Origin of the sequence: Mucilaginibacter gynuensis (genome assembly GCF_039541195.1) — a bacterium.
GTDB classification, from domain to species: Bacteria; Bacteroidota; Bacteroidia; order Sphingobacteriales; family Sphingobacteriaceae; genus Mucilaginibacter; species Mucilaginibacter gynuensis.
On sequence record NZ_BAABFT010000003.1, the window covers coordinates 638325 to 656199 of the forward strand.

At 44.5% G+C, this 17875-nt stretch carries 14 protein-coding genes; 8 read left to right on the forward strand and 6 right to left on the reverse strand.

The window, feature by feature from the left end; genetic code table 11:
• Positions 1–31: 31 nt before the first annotated feature.
• From hisB to ABD894_RS09030, 6 genes are all read right to left on the reverse strand, one after another.
• Positions 32–1186, reverse strand: coding sequence for a bifunctional histidinol-phosphatase/imidazoleglycerol-phosphate dehydratase HisB (gene hisB, locus ABD894_RS09005; protein WP_345210678.1), 1155 nt, complete (start codon positions 1184–1186; stop codon positions 32–34).
• The gene (gene hisC / locus ABD894_RS09010) at positions 1183–2289 is read right to left on the reverse strand and encodes a histidinol-phosphate transaminase (RefSeq protein WP_345210679.1); all 1107 of its coding nucleotides are present in this window, start codon (positions 2287–2289) and stop codon (positions 1183–1185) included. The genes hisB and hisC overlap by 4 nt, the downstream gene beginning before the upstream one ends.
• A 33-nt stretch (positions 2290–2322) precedes the next feature.
• Positions 2323–3615: a histidinol dehydrogenase gene (gene hisD, locus ABD894_RS09015; RefSeq protein ID WP_345210680.1), complete on the reverse strand. Its 1293-nt coding sequence runs from the start codon at positions 3613–3615 to the stop codon at positions 2323–2325.
• 85 nt (positions 3616–3700) lie between these two features.
• Positions 3701–4552, reverse strand: coding sequence for an ATP phosphoribosyltransferase (gene hisG, locus ABD894_RS09020; protein ID WP_345210681.1), 852 nt, complete (start codon positions 4550–4552; stop codon positions 3701–3703).
• A 221-nt stretch (positions 4553–4773) separates the two neighbouring features.
• Positions 4774–6279, reverse strand: coding sequence for a hypothetical protein (locus tag ABD894_RS09025; RefSeq protein ID WP_345210682.1), 1506 nt, complete (start codon positions 6277–6279; stop codon positions 4774–4776).
• Positions 6280–6446: 167 nt separating this feature from the next.
• Positions 6447–6938: a D-glycero-alpha-D-manno-heptose-1,7-bisphosphate 7-phosphatase gene (locus ABD894_RS09030; RefSeq protein WP_345210683.1), complete on the reverse strand. Its 492-nt coding sequence runs from the start codon at positions 6936–6938 to the stop codon at positions 6447–6449.
• A gap of 345 nt (positions 6939–7283) precedes the next feature.
• Between ABD894_RS09030 and gltB the strand changes: the two genes are divergently transcribed.
• From gltB to ABD894_RS09070, 8 genes are all read left to right on the forward strand, one after another.
• The gene (gltB, locus tag ABD894_RS09035) at positions 7284–11807 is read left to right on the forward strand and encodes a glutamate synthase large subunit (protein ID WP_345210684.1); all 4524 of its coding nucleotides are present in this window, start codon (positions 7284–7286) and stop codon (positions 11805–11807) included.
• A 6-nt stretch (positions 11808–11813) separates the two neighbouring features.
• Positions 11814–13298: a glutamate synthase subunit beta gene (locus ABD894_RS09040; protein ID WP_345210685.1), complete on the forward strand. Its 1485-nt coding sequence runs from the start codon at positions 11814–11816 to the stop codon at positions 13296–13298.
• Positions 13299–13537: 239 nt separating this feature from the next.
• Positions 13538–14533 carry a glycerophosphodiester phosphodiesterase gene (locus tag ABD894_RS09045; protein ID WP_345210686.1) on the forward strand — a complete coding sequence of 332 codons (996 nt, stop codon included), beginning with the start codon at positions 13538–13540 and terminating at the stop codon, positions 14531–14533.
• A 36-nt stretch (positions 14534–14569) separates the two neighbouring features.
• A complete protein-coding gene (locus ABD894_RS09050; RefSeq protein WP_345210687.1) occupies positions 14570–15223 on the forward strand; it encodes an HAD family hydrolase in 654 nt (217 codons plus the stop codon).
• A gap of 143 nt (positions 15224–15366) precedes the next feature.
• Positions 15367–15858 (forward strand): YcxB family protein, encoded by a 492-nt coding sequence (locus ABD894_RS09055; RefSeq protein WP_345210688.1) that lies wholly within the window; start codon positions 15367–15369, stop codon positions 15856–15858.
• Positions 15859–15972: 114 nt separating this feature from the next.
• Positions 15973–16293 carry a hypothetical protein gene (locus ABD894_RS09060; protein ID WP_345210689.1) on the forward strand — a complete coding sequence of 107 codons (321 nt, stop codon included), beginning with the start codon at positions 15973–15975 and terminating at the stop codon, positions 16291–16293.
• Positions 16294–16353: 60 nt separating this feature from the next.
• Positions 16354–17166 carry a DUF6597 domain-containing transcriptional factor gene (locus ABD894_RS09065; protein WP_345210690.1) on the forward strand — a complete coding sequence of 271 codons (813 nt, stop codon included), beginning with the start codon at positions 16354–16356 and terminating at the stop codon, positions 17164–17166.
• A gap of 69 nt (positions 17167–17235) precedes the next feature.
• Positions 17236–17874: an NAD(P)-dependent oxidoreductase gene (locus ABD894_RS09070; protein WP_345210691.1), complete on the forward strand. Its 639-nt coding sequence runs from the start codon at positions 17236–17238 to the stop codon at positions 17872–17874.
• The last annotated feature ends 1 nt before the right edge of the window (position 17875 follow it).

The following is a 17875-nucleotide window of genomic DNA, read 5'->3' on the forward strand; positions in this document are numbered from 1 at the left end:
TTATTCGCTCCCCCTTTAGGGGGCCGGGGGGTTAAAGTACTCCCTTTGTACTTGGTAAAACCATATTGTTCACGTCTCTTTTTACCGCCATTTTTATGGCTTTGGCAAAGGCTTTAAATATAGCTTCTATTTTATGATGTTCGTTATAACCTTCTGCTTTTATATTGAGGTTGCATTTAGCCGCGTCACTGAACGATTTAAAGAAATGGTAGAACATTTCTGTAGGTACATCACCTACTTTTTCGCGTTTAAACTCGGCTTCCCAAACTATCCAGTTACGGCCGCCGAAGTCTATGGCCGCTTGTGCCAGGCAATCATCCATAGGCAGGCAAAAACCGTAGCGTTCAATACCCTTTTTGTTGCCCAATGCCTCACCGAAAACTTCACCCAGGGCAATGCCTGTATCCTCAACGGTGTGGTGTTCGTCGATATGCAGATCGCCTTTGGCCTCAACTTCCAGATCGATACTGCCGTGACGGGCAATCTGATCGAGCATGTGATCAAAAAAGTGCAGGCCGGTTGATACCTTGGCATCGCCTTTTCCGTCGAGGTTGATCTTGATGTAAATATCGGTTTCTTTGGTGGTGCGCCTGTGTTCTATAACGCGCTGACCTAATTTTAAGTATTCGTATATCGCTTTCCAGTCGGTAGTTTCAAGGGCGATGGTATCGCGTACCTCATCGGCCCACGAAGTATCGTGCTGAAATTCGGCACCGCCAAGGTTCGATTGATTGTTTAGCCACAAAGCTTTTGCACCCAGGTTTTTAGCCAGCAGTACATCATTCTTGCGGTCGCCAATTACGTACGAGTTTTTAAGATCATACTTTTCCGGATCGAGGTATTGCGTAAGCATGCCTGTGCCCGGTTTGCGGGTAGGCGCGTTTTCGGCCGGGAAGGTTTTATCAATATATACAGCATCAAACTTTACACCTTCGTTTTCAAAGGTTTTGAGGATGAAATTATGCACCGGCCAAAAGTTTTCTTCGGGGTGCGATGCCGTGCCGAGCCCATCCTGGTTGGTAACCATTACCAGCTCGTAATTAAGTTCGGCTGCTATTTTGGGCAGATATAATAATGCCAGCGGATAAAATTCCAGCTTGGCAAACGAGTCTACCTGCTCATCGGCAGGTTCTTTTACCATTGTTCCGTCGCGGTCAATGAATAATACTTTCTGCAAACTGCTCATTTATAGTTTTGTAAGTTTTTCAACAATAATTCATTCTCGGCAGGCGTACCCACGGTAATGCGCAGGCAACCTTCGCAAAGATCAATTTTCGATCTGTCGCGCACAATGATACCCTTTTGCACCAGGAAATTGTATATTTCTTTAGGGGCAGTTGTTTTAACGAGGATAAAGTTAGCGTCGGATGGATAGATGTCCAACACAAAATCGAGGTTTTTAAGTTCGAGCACCAGCTTATCACGCTGTGCCAGCGTTTCGCGGATCCAGCCGTTCACCTGGTCAACATTGGCCAAAGCCTCTAAAGCCAGTTGCTGCGATGCCTCGTTGATGTTGTAAGGTGGTTTTACCTTGTTCAATACCTCAATGATCTCTTCGCTGGCGAACGCCATACCCACACGTAAACCTGCAAGTCCCCATGCTTTTGAAAGGGTTTGCAACACTACGAGGTTGGCATATTCGGTAAGCTCCTGTATAAAGCTTTTTTGACGACTGAAGTTGATATATGCCTCATCTACAATTACCAAGCCGCTGAAGTTGGCCAGCAGGGTTTCAACATCCTCGCGGTTAATAGAATTACCAGTTGGGTTGTTAGGGGAGCAGATGAATATCAGTTTGGTATGCTCATCAATCGCTTCGGCAATACCTTCGAGATTCAGCTGAAAATCGGCAGTAAGTGATACCCTACGGATAGCGATATCGTTGATATTAGCCGACACTTCGTACATGCCATAAGTAGGCGGTACCAGTATCACATTATCAACACCGGGGTTACAAAATGCCCGGAAGATAACATCGATGGCTTCGTCGCTGCCGTTGCCTAAAAATATGTTGCGTGGTGGTACGCCCTTTATTTCGCTGATCCTTTTCTTAACCTTATACTGCATAGGGTCGGGGTAGCGGTTGTATTGCGTATCCAACGGTGAGCCAAACGCGTTTTCATTAGCATCAAGATACACACTTGCCTCACCCTTAAATTCATCGCGTGCCGATGAATAGGGGACAAGGTTTTTGATGTTGTTTCTTAGTAACCCCCCTAACCCCCTGAAGGGGGAGTTTGCATTGGGGCCGCTATAAAAGCCAAATATGTTTTTATTGTTGTTTTCCATTGTAATAATCTTTTGAGGTTACTCATTCCCCCTTCAGGGGGTTAGGGGGGATCTTACCGTTACTGCGTTTGCATGCGCATGCAAGCCTTCCAATTCGGCGAGTATTTGTACCGATGGACCAATGTTTTGCAAGCCTTGGGCCGTGATATGCTGAAAGGTTACCTTCTTCACAAACGAATCGACCGATACACCTGAATAGGCCTTGGCATAGCTACTGGTTGGCAGCGTATGGTTGGTGCCCGATGCATAGTCGCCCGCGCTTTCGGGGGTAAGATTACCCAAAAATACCGATCCTGCATTGATGATGCTATCCGTTACCTGTTGCCAGTTTTCGGTGGCCAGTATCAGGTGCTCCGGCGCGTATTGGTTGCTGAAATCTACCGCTTGTGCAAGATTATCAACCACTACAATGTAAGAGTTGTCAATAGCCTGCTGCGCAATTTCGGCACGTGGCAATACAGATAGTTGCTTGTTTACCTCTTCAATAGCAGCGGTAGCAATAGCGGGCGAGGTGCATACCAGTATCGACTGGCTGTCGATACCGTGCTCTGCTTGTGCCAGTAAATCGGCAGCTATAAATTTCGGGTTTGATGTTTCATCTGCTATCACCAATACTTCCGACGGGCCGGCTGGCATATCAATTGCCGTGGTAGTGGTAGATTGAATGATGGTTTTGGCCTTGGTTACAAACTGGTTGCCCGGGCCGAAGATCTTATCAACCCTGGTAATGGTTTCGGTACCGTAAGCCATGGCGGCTACAGCCTGCGAACCACCCGCCAGGTAGATCTTCTCTAAACCCAGCATCAACGCAACATAAGCTATAAAGGCGTTTACCTTGCCATTTTTTTGCGGCGGCGAACAAACCACTATTTCATGGCATCCGGCTATTTTAGCAGGTATGCCCAGCATTAAAAAGGTGCTTGGCAACACAGCAGTACCGCCCGGAATATACAGGCCCACCTTTTCGATTGGCCTTAACTCGCGCCAGCAGGTAACACCCGGCATGGTTTCAATTTTGCCTTCGGTTTTTAGCTGCGTTTCATGAAATTTATAAATGTTTTGATAAGCCGTATCCAACGCCGCCTTTTGCTCGGGCAGTACGGTTAATGCTATCTCGGTTAGTTCGGCCTTATCTAAATATAGTTTATCAAGCGTTACCTTATCAAACTTATTGGCATAATCATATAAAGCACGATCGCCGTTTTGTTGAACGTTGCTGATAACATCCTCCACAATAGCGCGGATCTCATTAGCAGGATCAACATTGCGCTGTACCAGTTGCTGAATGTTCGCTTTGCTTAAATCTGAATAGTTATATGTCTTCATCCCCAGGTTTGTGTTGTGAGGTTCGTGTGGCGGGTAAATAGCAAATTTTATTTACTGGCAACCCGCAACACGACCCCGGCCACCATTAAAGAATTATCTTCTCAATAGGCATTACTACAATGCCTTGCGCGCCGGCTTGTTTCAGCTGGCTTATCCTGTCCCAAAAGTCGCGCTCAGGGATTACGGTATGTACCGCAACCCAGTCGGCCTCGGCCAATGGCACTACTGACGGACTTTTTACACCCGGCAATAAGGCCAGTACTTCGTCAAGGTTCGCTTTGGGCGCGTTCAATACCACGTATTTGGTTTCTTTGGCACGCAATACCGATTGTATACGCTGAATAAGTTCTTTGATCAGGTCGTCGTTCTCCGAACCTTTACGGCCAATCAGTACTGCTTCGCTGCTCATTACATCGGCAAAGGCTTTCAGGCCGTTACTTTTAAGCGTACCGCCGGTTGATACCAGGTCGCAGATAGCATCGCTCAGGCCTAAACCCGGAGAAATTTCTACCGAACCCGAAATGGTGCGGATATCGGAATCTATCTTTTTACTGTCTAAGAATTTTTTAAGTATTACCGGGTAGGTAGTGGCAATGGCTTTTCCATTTAAACCTGCCAGGCTTTGTATATCGCTGTTGTTTGGGATAGCGATCTTTAACGAGCATTTACCAAAGCCCAAACGTTGCAGGTAGCTTACCTCCACTTCGGTTTCTTCAATAACGTTTTCGCCAACTATACCTAAATCGGCAATGCCATCCTGCACATATTCAGGAATGTCATCGTCGCGCAGAAAAAGTATTTCTAAAGGGAAATTTGATACCGGTGATATCAGCGAGCTTTTATAATTTTCGAAATTAAGACCGCAATTCTTTAATAATTCAACAGATTTCTCATTGAGCCGACCCGATTTCTGGATCGCTATTTTAAGTGTTTTCACAAAAATGTATTATAGGGTAAATAAAAATAAACGGGGGTTGTTATTTCACGTAGAAACATACATTATCTAATATCGCCATGATGGCGATGGTGCAGATGAAGATGATGTTGTATCGTGTAACCGTTCATTTTTTTAATATAGTGTTTACTATAGTTGTATGAGGTGCTGCAAATATAGGGAGTTGTTTATAAAATCAAAATTATATATGAATTTAGTAGAGATTATTGGCGATACTCGTATATAGCCCCGTCTTCCAAATCGTATAACTTAGTTAAATGTTTCTTCTGCTCAATGTCTTTTATGTTGATGATCTCCGCATTGCCCAGCTTTTTAAACCATACGAGGTAATAATGTTTTTCGCTGTAAAATTTGGCTACGTCGGCTTTGAAAAAACGATGGGGCAGTAGTTTGGCGCCGGTAATTCCGCCGAAAAAATATAAGGCTTCATCAGCATCAGAATAAATGGTTACACCGGGTTTAAAGATATTACGATGCGTTTTCAAAAAGGTTACAAATGCCGATTTATTCCAGTCATCGTCGCTGTAGCCGGGGATGCCGTATTCAAACTCATCATCGTAGCGTTGCCTGTCTATATGATATATATTATATAAATAGCCGCACATTATAATAACAGATGCTCCCGATGCCAACCAATACGCGCCGCGCTTTTTAATCTTACGGATCACATTCGGTACCCAATATGTACAGGCGATCAGCAGCGTAATAAACATGGGCGATAACAAACGGCTGTTCACCCTTTCAAAACGCGATACCGTGGCAATGATGAGTATGAACAACCCATATACCACGGCGAAAAACGTGATGACGCTTTCGTAGCTGTTCAGCCGGTTTTTTAACGAGTTTATCACCAGCCCCGCAATTAAACCCACCAATATAAATACAGCTAAACCGCTCGCGAAAGGATAAACCACATTGGTTAAGCCCAGCCAATCGCACAGTACAGTGCCAAAGTAATGCAGGTTTTCACTGAATGGTGTTATGGATGGCTCGCGTGTACCCGTTGCCAACCCCGATGAAAGGGAGTTGACGATAAGGTTAACCGCCAGTAAACAGGAGGACGCTATTCCGAATGTCAACCCATGTAACATACGTTTACGAAAGGGAAGCGTACCGTCTGCCAGGATCATGAGTCCGCCGGTGGCAATTATAGTGATGCCTGCGTAACGGGTAATGCAACATATAGCAGCCACTAATGCGGCAAGCAATAAAGCCGGCCAGCTGTGCTTTTGCAGGTATTGTTTAAACGCTAAAATGAAGAGTAATATGGTAAGCACAAACAATGTTTCCGACCATAAAAAGGAATAGATCTCCAGCATGGCCGGGCTTAATACTATGGCAGCCAGGATGAGCCATTTATAAATAATAGATTTTGCCTTGAACCGCGATATCAACAACCCGCTTACAAATATTACCGCTGCGAACAACAGTCCGTTGATCAACCCACCGTACGCTACCGGATCGGCCTGAAAAATGATAAGGCTGATACTTAAGAAGGCAGGATAGAACACCGGGAAAAATACCAGAGGACCGCCATTGAAGGTAAGCAGCGAACCATGCTCATGAATGTTGCGCGCGGTGCTCACATACATAATAGAATCGGGCGAGATGCCGATACCGCTGTAAGCGCTAAAAAGATGAATGGCATAAAAACCCGCTATAGCCGCAACAAGGGTGTCGATATGTTTAAGGTAGCGGGTGGCTTGCATGGTTGTTTGTTAGTCGGCAGGGAAGGAGAATTTGTCATTGCGAGGTACGAAGCAATCCCGTAGTTATGCATGTTCGCTCTGTATAGTTCGCGATTGCTTCGTGCCTCGCAATGACAGTATTAGTATTGATCACCGAATCACTCATTCGGTAAATCACTCAATAAATATTAGTCTATCAAATCCAACACTGTACTTATCGGCTGGTCGCTGTCAATTAATATACCTTTTACACCTGCTAATGTACCGGCTTCCACATCACGATCGCGGTCGCCAATGAAGTATGATTTTGACGGGTCGATATTGTATTTCTCAATGCCTCTTAGTAACAGGCCCGGTTTGGGTTTGCGGCAATCGCAATCGCCGGTAAACAGCGGGTGGTGAGGGCAATAGTAAAAATCGGTGATCTCTACACCATGGGCGTGGTATACTTCTTTTAAGTGGTTGTGCATTTTACCAAGCTCATCTTCGGTATACCAGCCTTTGGCTAAACCGCCCTGGTTGGTTGCTACTATTAACAGGTAACCTTTATCCTGCAATGTTTTTAAGGCATCAAAATTATCGAGTACATGGAAGTCTTCAAAGCGGCGTACATAGTCGCCCATTTCACGGTTCAGTACCCCGTCTCTGTCTAAAAACACAGCTTTATTTTTATCCGGCATATAATGTTTCAATTTTTGCAAATTTAGCAATTATGTAATTCTAACAGGCGTAATAAAAAGATGATTTATATGATGTTTGCAATTTTATCTTGCTTACAGTTGTGTTTAATCGAAATACTATATCATCCAAAATGGTATATCAAAATAAAATTTTGATTTTAGAATCAATCTAAAATCTATAAATTATTAAATGTTTCATACAATAATTTAACATTTTGATAATTTTATATACTAATTGCTATTCTATATTAGAAAACTTGCAAAAGTATTAAGCAGATTTTCAATTTTCTGCCGTATTAAGTATCTTCGTGATTACACCCTAATTATAACGGTTTTATTTTTATTATGAATCAAACTGATAGCCCCCAGGGACTTTATCGCCCTGAATTTGAACATGACTCGTGCGGAACCGGCTTTATAACCAATATTAACGGACATAAAGACTACAAGATCGTTCATGATGCGCTTACCATGCTTGAGAATATGGAACACCGCGGCGCTTGCGGCTGTGATCCTGAATCAGGCGATGGTGCAGGTATTTTAATACAATTGCCGCATGAATTATTGATGGATGAGTGTTCCAACCTCGAAATCAGCTTACCAGAACCCGGTGAATACGGGGTAGGTATGATCTTTTTTCCGAAAGATTCGGCCCTGAAGAAGGCCTGCCGCACTATTATAGCTAACGCTATTGAAAAACTTGGCCTACAAAAGCTGGGTTACCGTAAGTTAATTACCGATTCATCTGTTATTGGAGAAACCGCGCGCAGCGCCGAACCGGATGCCGAACAGGTATTTGTGGCCAGGCCGCACCATATTACCAATATTGATGATTTTGAGCGTAAGCTATATATTTTACGCCGTTACATTACTAAAACAGTTACCGAGCAGCTGCCAAAAGCTGCCGAGCACTTCTATTTTACATCATTTTCTGCAAAAACAATTATTTACAAAGGGCAGCTTACCACCTACCAATTGCGTAATTATTTTGCCGATCTTTCTGATCCGCGTGTTGCATCGGGTTTAGCTTTGATCCACTCGCGTTTCTCAACCAATACATTCCCATCATGGAAGTTGGCCCAGCCATTCCGCTTAATTGCGCACAACGGCGAGATCAATACCCTTACCGGTAACCTTAACTGGTTCTATTCGGGCTTAAAATCACTGGCTTCATCATACTTCACCAGCGAAGAGATGGAGATGCTGTTGCCTGTAATTGACAACAACCAGTCTGACTCGGCTTGTTTGGATAACATCATCGAGATATTGCTGCACACCGGCCGCTCATTACCACACGTAATGATGATGCTGGTACCTGAAGCATGGGATGGTAACGAGCAAATGGACCCTGTCAAAAAGGCGTTCTACGAGTACCACGCTACGCTGATGGAACCATGGGATGGCCCGGCCGCTATCAGTTTTACCGATGGTAAACTGGTAGGCGCGTTGTTAGACCGTAATGGTTTGCGCCCGTTGCGTTATGCCGTAACTAATGATGGTCGCGTTATAGCAGCATCTGAAGCCGGTGTACTGGTAATTGACGAAAGCACTGTTATACAAAAAGGCCGCCTGCAACCAGGCAAAATGTTGCTGATCGATACTGAAAAAGGTAAGATCATCACCGACGAAGAAATTAAACACGAGATAGCCTCGCGCCAGCCTTATGGCCGTTGGTTAGAGAACTATAAAATTCGCCTGAACGAACTTTCAGAACCACGTTTGGCATTTGCCGATCTTACCCCTGATTCGGTTTTCCGTTATCAGCAGGTATTTGGCTACAGCCGCGAGGATATCGATACCATTATTAAGCCAATGGCCGTTGATGGTAAAGAGCCTGTAGGTTCAATGGGTACTGATGTGCCGCTGGCTATCCTGTCAGACAAACCACAGCACCTTTCAAGCTACTTTAAACAATTTTTCGCGCAGGTTACCAACCCGCCGATAGATCCTATCCGCGAACGTTTGGTAATGAGCCTGGCTACCTTCATTGGTAACAACGGCAATTTGCTGGACGAAGATAAAATGCATTGCCATTGCGTAACGCTTAAACATCCGATATTGAAAAACCACCAGCTTGAAAAGCTGCGTAGTATCGATACGGGTATGTTCCACGCTAAAACGCTGCAAACGTATTACATGGCCGATGGTATGCCGGGTTCCCTTGAAAAAGGTATAGCAAGGCTTTGCCGTTACGCTGAAGACGCGGTTGACGATGGTTTCGAGGTATTGATCCTGTCCGACCGTGCTATCGATTCGGAGCATGCGCCAATCCCTTCATTGCTGGCTACATCAGCTGTGCATCACCACCTCATCAAAAAAGGTCGTCGTGGCGCGGTAGGTATAGTGGTAGAAACAGGTGACGTTTGGGAAGTACACCACTTTGCCTGCTTACTGGCATTCGGTGCTACGGCCATTAACCCTTACCTGGCGCTGTCAACCATTGAAACCGTTAAAAATAACGGCGATTTGGAAACCAGCCTGGATATTAAACAATTGCATAAAAACTATGTGAAATCTGTTAATGATGGCTTGCTGAAGATCTTCTCTAAAATGGGGATCTCTACCTTGCAATCATACCATGGTTCACAGGTATTTGAAATATTGGGTATCAATAAAGAAGTGGTCGATCGTTACTTTACCGGTGCCGTTAGCCGCATTGGTGGTTTAGGTTTAGATGAAATTGCGCGCGAATCGTTAACCAAACACCGCGCAGGTTTCCATACCAACAAGGCCGATGAAACCCGCTTACTGCCCGAAGGTGGTATTTACCAGTGGAAACGCAGGGGCGAGGCTCACTTGTTTAATCCGCAAACAGTACACTTACTGCAACATGCTACCCGTACCAATAACTACGAGGTATATAAATCATACGCCAAACTTATCAACGAGCAGGGCGAAAAGCACTTCACCATCCGTGGCTTGCTTGATTTTGCCCATCACCGCGAACCGATCAGTATTGATGAGGTTGAATCGGCAGAAAGCATCATGAAGCGTTTCGCTACAGGAGCCATGTCATTCGGTTCTATCTCGCACGAGGCGCATAGCACTATGGCTATTGCCATGAACCGCATTGGCGGTAAAAGTAACACCGGCGAAGGTGGTGAGGATGAGATGCGTTACCAGGTAATGGAAAACGGCGATTCTATGCGTTCTGCAATTAAGCAGGTAGCATCGGCACGTTTCGGGGTAACCTCAAATTACCTTACCAATGCCGATGAGTTACAGATAAAAATGGCGCAAGGCGCGAAACCGGGCGAAGGCGGGCAACTGCCGGGCCATAAGGTTGACGACTGGATTGCTAAAACCCGTCACTCTACGCCGGGTGTAGGTTTGATCTCTCCGCCGCCGCACCACGATATTTACTCTATCGAAGATTTAGCCCAGCTGATCTTCGACCTTAAAAACGCTAACCGTGCAGCGCGTATCAACGTTAAACTGGTATCAAAAGCAGGTGTAGGCACTATAGCAGCAGGTGTTGCTAAAGCCCATGCCGATGTAATTTTGATTGCCGGTTATGATGGCGGTACTGGCGCTTCACCAATCAGTTCGGTTAAACATGCCGGTTTGCCCTGGGAGCTTGGCCTGGCCGAAGCACACCAAACACTGGTACGCAACAAACTGCGCAGCCGTGTGGTATTACAAACAGATGGTCAGTTAAAAACCGGCCGCGACCTTGCCATTGCCGCCCTTATGGGTGCCGAGGAATGGGGTGTAGCAACTGCCGCCTTAGTGGCCGGCGGTTGTATCATGATGCGTAAATGCCACCTGAACACCTGCCCTGTAGGTGTGGCCACGCAAGATCCTGAATTGAGAAAACTATTCTCGGGCGATCCGGCTCACGTAGTTAACCTGTTCAAATTCTTAACACAGGAGCTGCGCGAGATCATGGCCGAATTAGGTTTCCGTACCATCAACGAAATGGTTGGCCGCGTTCAGTTCCTGAAAGTAAAAGATAACCTGAAGAGCTGGAAAGCTAAAAAGGTTGACTTATCGGGCATCTTACATCCGGTTAACAACCCTAAAGACGTTACGCTTTACAACAGCGAAAAACAAGATCACGGTATGGATAACATCCTCGACTGGAAACTGCTTGAAGCAGCAAAACCTGCGCTGGATGATAAAACACCGGTATTCGCTTCGTTCGATGTGGTAAACGTTGATCGTACGGTAGGTACGTTGTTATCAAACGAAATATCAAAGATTTACGGTTCTGCCGGTTTGCCTGATAATACCATCAATATTAAGTTCAAAGGTTCTGCCGGTCAAAGTTTTGGTGCTTTCGCTACCAAGGGTATCTCTTTCGAGCTGGAAGGCGAAGCTAACGACTATGTTGGTAAAGGCCTTTCAGGCGCGCAACTGGCTATCTACCCTTCATCTAAAGCTACGTTTGTTCCTTCAGAGAATATCATCATCGGTAACGTTGCACTTTACGGCGCAACATCTGGTGAACTGTATGTGGGCGGTATGGCCGGCGAACGTTTCGCGGTGCGTAACTCGGGTGCTACAACGGTAGTTGAGGGTATCGGCGATCACGGTTGCGAGTACATGACCGGTGGCCGCGCGCTTATATTGGGTAAAACCGGCCGTAACTTCGCGGCAGGTATGAGTGGTGGTTTGGCTTGGGTATATAATCCGGATAATGATTTTGCCGAAAACTGCAATACCGAAATGGTTGATCTTGATCCGCTATCTATTACAGACGAGGAGCAAATTTTAACCCTGTTGCGCAAACATGTTCAGCTAACCGGCAGCAAGCTTGCTCAGGATTTGCTGAACAACTGGAATACCGTATCAACACAGTTTGTGAAGGTATATCCTAAAGAGTACAAAAAAGTTATCGAAAAATTACAATACCAAACTATCGGCTAATATATTATGGGAAAACCAACAGGATTTCAGGAATTTAACAGGGAGCTTCCATCTAAAACACCGGTAAGTGAACGCGTTAAAAACTATAACGAATTTGTGGGTATGTACAGTGATGAAAAGCTGAACCAGCAATCGGCACGCTGCATGAACTGCGGTATTCCGTTCTGCCATTCAGGCTGTCCGCTGGGTAACATCATACCCGAATTTAACGATGCGGTTTACCGCAAAAACTGGCACGAGGCCTACAGAATTTTATCATCAACCAATAACTTCCCGGAGTTTACCGGTCGTATATGTCCTGCTCCGTGCGAGTCGGCCTGCGTACTGGGTATCAACAAACCTGCGGTAGCTATTGAGGAGATAGAAAAACATATTATAGAAATTGCTTACGAACAAAACCTGGTTAAACCTACAGCGCCTTTAGTTAAAAGTGGCAAAAAGGTAGCAGTGGTAGGTTCGGGCCCGGCGGGTATGGCGGCAGCGGCACAGTTAGCCAAGGCAGGCCACGCGGTAACCGTTTACGAACGCGATGATAAAGCAGGCGGTTTATTGCGCTATGGTATCCCCGATTTTAAAATGGAGAAATGGATCATCGACCGTCGTATAAAAGTGATGGAAGAGGATGGCGTTAACTTTGTATACAATACCGAAGTAGGTAAGGATATTGCCGCCGAAGAAATTGTACGTAACAATGACGCCGTGATACTGGCGGGTGGCTCGACCATTCCGCGCGACCTGAACATTCCGGGCCGTCATTTTAAAGGTGTTCATTTCGCAATGGATTTCCTGAAACAACAAAACAAACGTGTTGGCAGCAGTCCATTTGATACTGAAGATATTTTAGCGACTGATAAAGACGTAATTGTGATAGGTGGTGGTGATACCGGTTCTGACTGTGTGGGCACTTCAAACCGTCAGGGTGCACGTTCTATCAAACAGTTCGAGGTAATGTTTAAGCCATCTGATGAGCGCCCGAACAGTATGCCCTGGCCGAACTTCCCTGGCGCGTCAATGCTAAAAGTAACCAGCTCACACGATGAAGGTTGCGAGCGTTTCTGGAGCATCAACACCAAAGAGTTTTTAGGTGACGAAGATGGTAACCTGCGTGCTATTAAAGTAGTGGATATTGAGTGGGAAACAGATTTTCTGGGTCGCCCGGTAAAATTCACCGAAATAGCCGGTACCGAACGCGAATTGCCTGCACAACGTGTGTTTTTAGCTATGGGTTTCTTAAACCCGCAGTTTGAAGGCGCTATCCAAAACTTAGGTATTGAGGTTGACGAGCGTAAGAACGTTAAAGCTAAAGAAGGTGTTTACCGTACCAACGTAGGCAAAGTATTTGCCGCCGGTGATATGCGCCGCGGACAATCGCTGGTTGTTTGGGCTATATCAGAAGGCCGCGAAGCTGCCCGCAAGGTAGATGAGTTCCTGATGGGGCACTCTATATTGGAAAGTAAAGATGGTGTAAACCAGTTTGAACAAGCTTATTGATCTGTCAGCAGATAAATAAATAGCATTTTTTTGAAAGCCGGGTATTTATATCCGGCTTTTTTGTTGGCCATGCTTAACAATAAGATAATGTAACAAGCTTGTAGTTTACATCGGCATAAAATGTAAAACACAATATATTTGCCGGGTGTAAAGGCATTTGTTTGGTGCCGATCTATTTATCTATCTATTTTAAAATGATTATGCGTTTACTTGCAGGCTGTTTTTTTATTACCGCAATAATGTTAAACTCCGTGGTTAAGGCACAGGATAAACCCTTGCTTTTAAGTAATTACAAAATCCCCGTTGATGGTAAAACCAAACTGATTGGGAAGGTATACCTTGATGACATAGCTAAAGGCGGTAAACTGGTTGAAGATACCTCGGGCTTGTTTGCTATAAATAAGGGCGGCGAGCTGTCGTTAAAAAAGGCGGCAAAATTATCGGCTGTTAAGTATAATATCGCGGTACAATACCAAAATACCAGGCAGGAATTTGTATTGGTTACCAATAAGTTCAATTACAATAAAGTAGTAGCACACCGTGGTGCCTGGAAGAATAATGCAGGCAGCCAAAACTCATTAACCTCGTTAAAGGACGCCATTAGGTTAGGTTGCGAAGGCTCTGAATTTGATGTGTGGCTGTCAAAGGATGGCATCCCCGTGTTGTCGCACGACGATCACATTGGCGGTAAAAAAATAGAGGAAACACTGATTGCCGAATTGCAGGCTATTGAACTGAAAAATGGCGACCATGTACCGCTGTTTGAAGAATATATTAAAGAAGCCATCAAGCAAAATACTACGCACTTGGTGCTTGAACTTAAACCTTCGGGCTTAGGTAAAGAGCGCGGCGAGGAACTGGCCACTAAATGTGTGGATATGATACGCAAGTATAAATGCCAGGGCTGGATGCTGTTTATCAGCTTTGATTATAACATCTGCAAGAAAATTGTCGCGCTCGATCCATTTGCTAAGGTGGCGTACCTGAATGGCGATAAATCTCCGGCTGATTTAAAAGCCGACAAAATGTGGGGGCTTGATTACCATTGGGGTGTGATTGAAAAAGACAGTAACCTGATTGCCGATGCCCACAAGAATGGGATCGATGTAGATATATGGACAGTTGACGCGCCCGAAAAGATGGATGCTTTTTTGAAAGCCGGGGCCGACCACATCACCACCAACGAGCCTGAAATTTTGCTGGAAAAAGTTAAAGGTGCTAAAACAGCCCAATAAGCAGTATATTTATTGGCATTTGAATACCTGCACCTAATGATGATCAGTAAAATTAAAGGAGTAATTTTTGATTTAGACGGCACTATAGCCAATACTTTGCCGCTTTGTATTGCCGCGTTCCGTAAATCGGTAGAGCCGCTTGCCGGTAAGGCCTTGAGCGATGAAGAAATTGTAGCAACCTTTGGTCCGTCGGAAGAGGGGACTATCAAAGCGCTTGTGCCGCAGCATTACGATAAGGGTGTTGCCGATTACCTGTTGCATTACGAGGAAATGCACGGCCTTTGCGCAGGTCCGTTTGAAGGCGTTGTTGAACTGATAGCCTCGCTAAAGGAGCGTGGTGTAAAGGTAGCCATGGTGACCGGTAAGGGGAAATACAGTACCGATATTTCGTTAAAACAGTTCGATATGCTGAACGATTTCGAGATCATAGAAACAGGCGCCCCCGAAGGCCCACGAAAAGTGCAGGGGATTGAGATTGTGCTGAACGCCTGGAAAGAGCTGAACAAAGAAAACATCATATATGTTGGCGATGCCCCAAGCGATATCCACGCCAGCAGGACCGCCGGTATCCCGGTAGTAGCCGCTGCCTGGGCCGAAACTGGCGAACCCGAACAATTGATCCCCCTGCAACCCGATGAAATTTTCTACACCATAAAAGATTTCTCGAATTGGGTGGGAGGGAAGATTTAGGTATTGGGCATTCGTCAATAGTCATTTTGGCCGTCAATGAGATGTAAGGCTTTGTATGCTTATTGAGTTTGTATTAATTTTATAAAGCCCTATAGATATTACAATAAATACAGACCTTTGCAGCCGAATAACTTATCACAGTAATGAAAATACAGTTTAAATTAGACTTTAAAGAGTTTTTGAAACTTCAATATCTGTTAACCTATCGTAAGCCACGCACAATAATTATCACATCTTTGGGCGTGCTGTTGTTAGCTTATTCAATACTTTGTTTAACAGGTAATTGGAATGATGAAGCGCCTTACATGGCATTAATAGTAGGGGTTTACACAGTATTGTTGCCTTTAATTATTTATTTATCAGTTAAAAGGAGTTTTTCTAATAATGCCCGTTTGCAAGAAATAATGTCTTACGAGTTTACCGATAAGAGTATAAGAGTTACAGGTGAAAGTTTTAATGCCGAATACAGTTGGGAGAAAACGCATAAGGTTTGGGAACTGAACAATTGGATATTGATCTATCAAAATAGTCGTTCGGCAAGTGTGATTCCTAAAAGTAGTTTTAGCGACACTCAATTATGGGATTTTAAATATATGGTAAAAAACGTGCCGGGATTAAAGGCTAAGCTTAAATAAATGTTAAAAAAGGTTGTTTTAATAGTACTCTGTTCGTTTCTATGTGCTATCGCGGGTGTTGGGTTACTTGGTGTATTAGCGGTGAGACAATCAAACCTCGCGTTTACAGGGGAAATGTTTGTGAAAACTTACGCGTATTTCTTCCCGATGTTTTATGTGATATTGTTTATAGCGGGTAATTTACTGGTAAGAATCACCAAGTATAGCCGCATTAAAGACCGTGTTAAGAGCAACGCTGCCCTGTTTGTTATACTGGCGCTCACGGTGATATTCGGCTCTTTCTCTTTTCGTGAGTTAATAGGCGACGAATACCTGCTTGATATCAGCATAGCGCTATGCTTTTCATTATCGCTTAATGTTTATTTAAGATTGCTCACCATTGTTGAACGTAATACGGTAGTTCCGGTGGCTAACCCGGTGGGTAAGGCCAAATAGCATTTCTCAATTGTAACACTTGGCCTGTTTGATTGTCTGATTATCAATTGCATTTGAATAATGAGATATCAGCAAATACAGGCTCCGGAACATCTTAAAAATCACATCCGCTATTTTTGGACGCTGGAAAGCGATTCGCTGCACACTTCCGCACAGCAATTTACTACCATTGCCGATGGTTGCCCCGGCTTGATATTTCAGCATGCCGACTATGGCAAGCTATCGCAATTTGATAAAAAAATGCCCGGCCTCTGCCTTTACGGGCAAACTACTAAATATGCTCAAATCAGTTTATCCGGCAGATTCAATACCATAGGAGTATATTTTTATCCAAGTGTATTGCGTTCCGTTTTTGGTATAAGTGCTGATGAGTTGACGGATAGCTGCATTGATATGAACCTGCTGCCCGGGATACAAGCAAATTTTGAATCGCAATTATTGCAAGCCGTATCTGTACCACAGAAGGTAAGCATTTTGTCGGCCTGTATTGCACAGCAAATAAAACTGAATAATAAAGCCAATGATAGCCTGTCTCAATTTGCTTTGTTGCAGATCATCGGCTCAAAAGGTATCATTCCGTTAAGCGACTTACAACAAAATCTAAAGCTATCGGAGAGGAGTTTCGAGCGAAGGTTTAAGCAATACGTGGGTATCTCACCGAAATTGTTTTCACGCATTTGTCGTTTCCAATCGTCGTTAAGCCAGTTACGCAGTAACGATTATGACAAACTTACCGATGTGGCTTATCAAAATGAGTACGCCGATCAATCGCATTTTATACGGGCGTTTAAAGAGTTCGCGGGCGTTTCACCTTATCAGTATCAGAAAAAATCAAACGAGATAGTTGAAAACCTTGCTGCTATGAATAACTGACGGGCAGCTGTCGGTTTTGTTCTATTTTATGAATTGCAGCCATCATAGTTTTGATAAAAAATTAAAATTATGAAAGCACATATCAATCTACTCGTTTTTGGCGCAACAGGCGCTACCGGTCGTTATATTGTAGAACAAGCCTTGGCACAGGGCTACAACGTAACCGCTTTTGCGCGAGCCCCCACAAAGGTGAGCATCAAACATCCAAACCTGAAAATACACATTGGCGACGTACTGGATTATGCATCAGTAAAAAATGCTATGCCCGGTCAGGATGTGGTAATATCACTAATTGGCGATGGCGAAAAACGCAGCACCCTGCGTGCAGATGGTACCCGCCAAATTATGAAGGCAATGGAAAATACCGGAATCAAACGTTTCATCAGTACATCAACATTGGGGATTGGCGATAGCCGGCCGTTGCTTAGTCCGTTATATAAATATTTGTTGGTACCATTTATTCTTAAACATGCCTTTGCCGATCACGAACAACAAGAGCAATACATAGAAGCCAGCCAGTTAGACTGGATAATCGTTCGGCCATCCGCATTAAATAATGGCCTGCAAACAGGTAGTTATCGCCATGGCTTTACAGCAACAGAAAAAGGCCTTAAGCTAAAAATTTCCCGTGCTGATGTAGCTGCATTTATGCTAAAGCAGGTGGCTATTGATACCTATCTGCATAAGAAAGTTGGGATATCTAATTGAT

What these genes read in the sequence shown, in the direction of transcription:
- ABD894_RS09050 (WP_345210687.1), top strand. Translation starts at nt 14,570, where the DNA reads ATGATGATCAGTAAAATTAAAGGAGTAATTTTTGATTTAGACGGCACT.
- ABD894_RS09065 (WP_345210690.1), top strand. Translation starts at nt 16,354, where the DNA reads ATGAGATATCAGCAAATACAGGCTCCGGAACATCTTAAAAATCACATC.
- hisB (WP_345210678.1), bottom strand. Translation starts at nt 1,186, where the DNA reads ATGAGCAGTTTGCAGAAAGTATTATTCATTGACCGCGACGGAACAATG.
- ABD894_RS09045 (WP_345210686.1), top strand. Translation starts at nt 13,538, where the DNA reads ATGTTAAACTCCGTGGTTAAGGCACAGGATAAACCCTTGCTTTTAAGT.
- hisC (WP_345210679.1), bottom strand. Translation starts at nt 2,289, where the DNA reads ATGGAAAACAACAATAAAAACATATTTGGCTTTTATAGCGGCCCCAAT.
- hisD (WP_345210680.1), bottom strand. Translation starts at nt 3,615, where the DNA reads ATGAAGACATATAACTATTCAGATTTAAGCAAAGCGAACATTCAGCAA.
- ABD894_RS09070 (WP_345210691.1), top strand. Translation starts at nt 17,236, where the DNA reads ATGAAAGCACATATCAATCTACTCGTTTTTGGCGCAACAGGCGCTACC.
- ABD894_RS09040 (WP_345210685.1), top strand. Translation starts at nt 11,814, where the DNA reads ATGGGAAAACCAACAGGATTTCAGGAATTTAACAGGGAGCTTCCATCT.
- gltB (WP_345210684.1), top strand. Translation starts at nt 7,284, where the DNA reads ATGAATCAAACTGATAGCCCCCAGGGACTTTATCGCCCTGAATTTGAA.
- ABD894_RS09030 (WP_345210683.1), bottom strand. Translation starts at nt 6,938, where the DNA reads ATGCCGGATAAAAATAAAGCTGTGTTTTTAGACAGAGACGGGGTACTG.
- ABD894_RS09025 (WP_345210682.1), bottom strand. Translation starts at nt 6,279, where the DNA reads ATGCAAGCCACCCGCTACCTTAAACATATCGACACCCTTGTTGCGGCT.
- ABD894_RS09060 (WP_345210689.1), top strand. Translation starts at nt 15,973, where the DNA reads ATGTTTGTGAAAACTTACGCGTATTTCTTCCCGATGTTTTATGTGATA.
- ABD894_RS09055 (WP_345210688.1), top strand. Translation starts at nt 15,367, where the DNA reads ATGAAAATACAGTTTAAATTAGACTTTAAAGAGTTTTTGAAACTTCAA.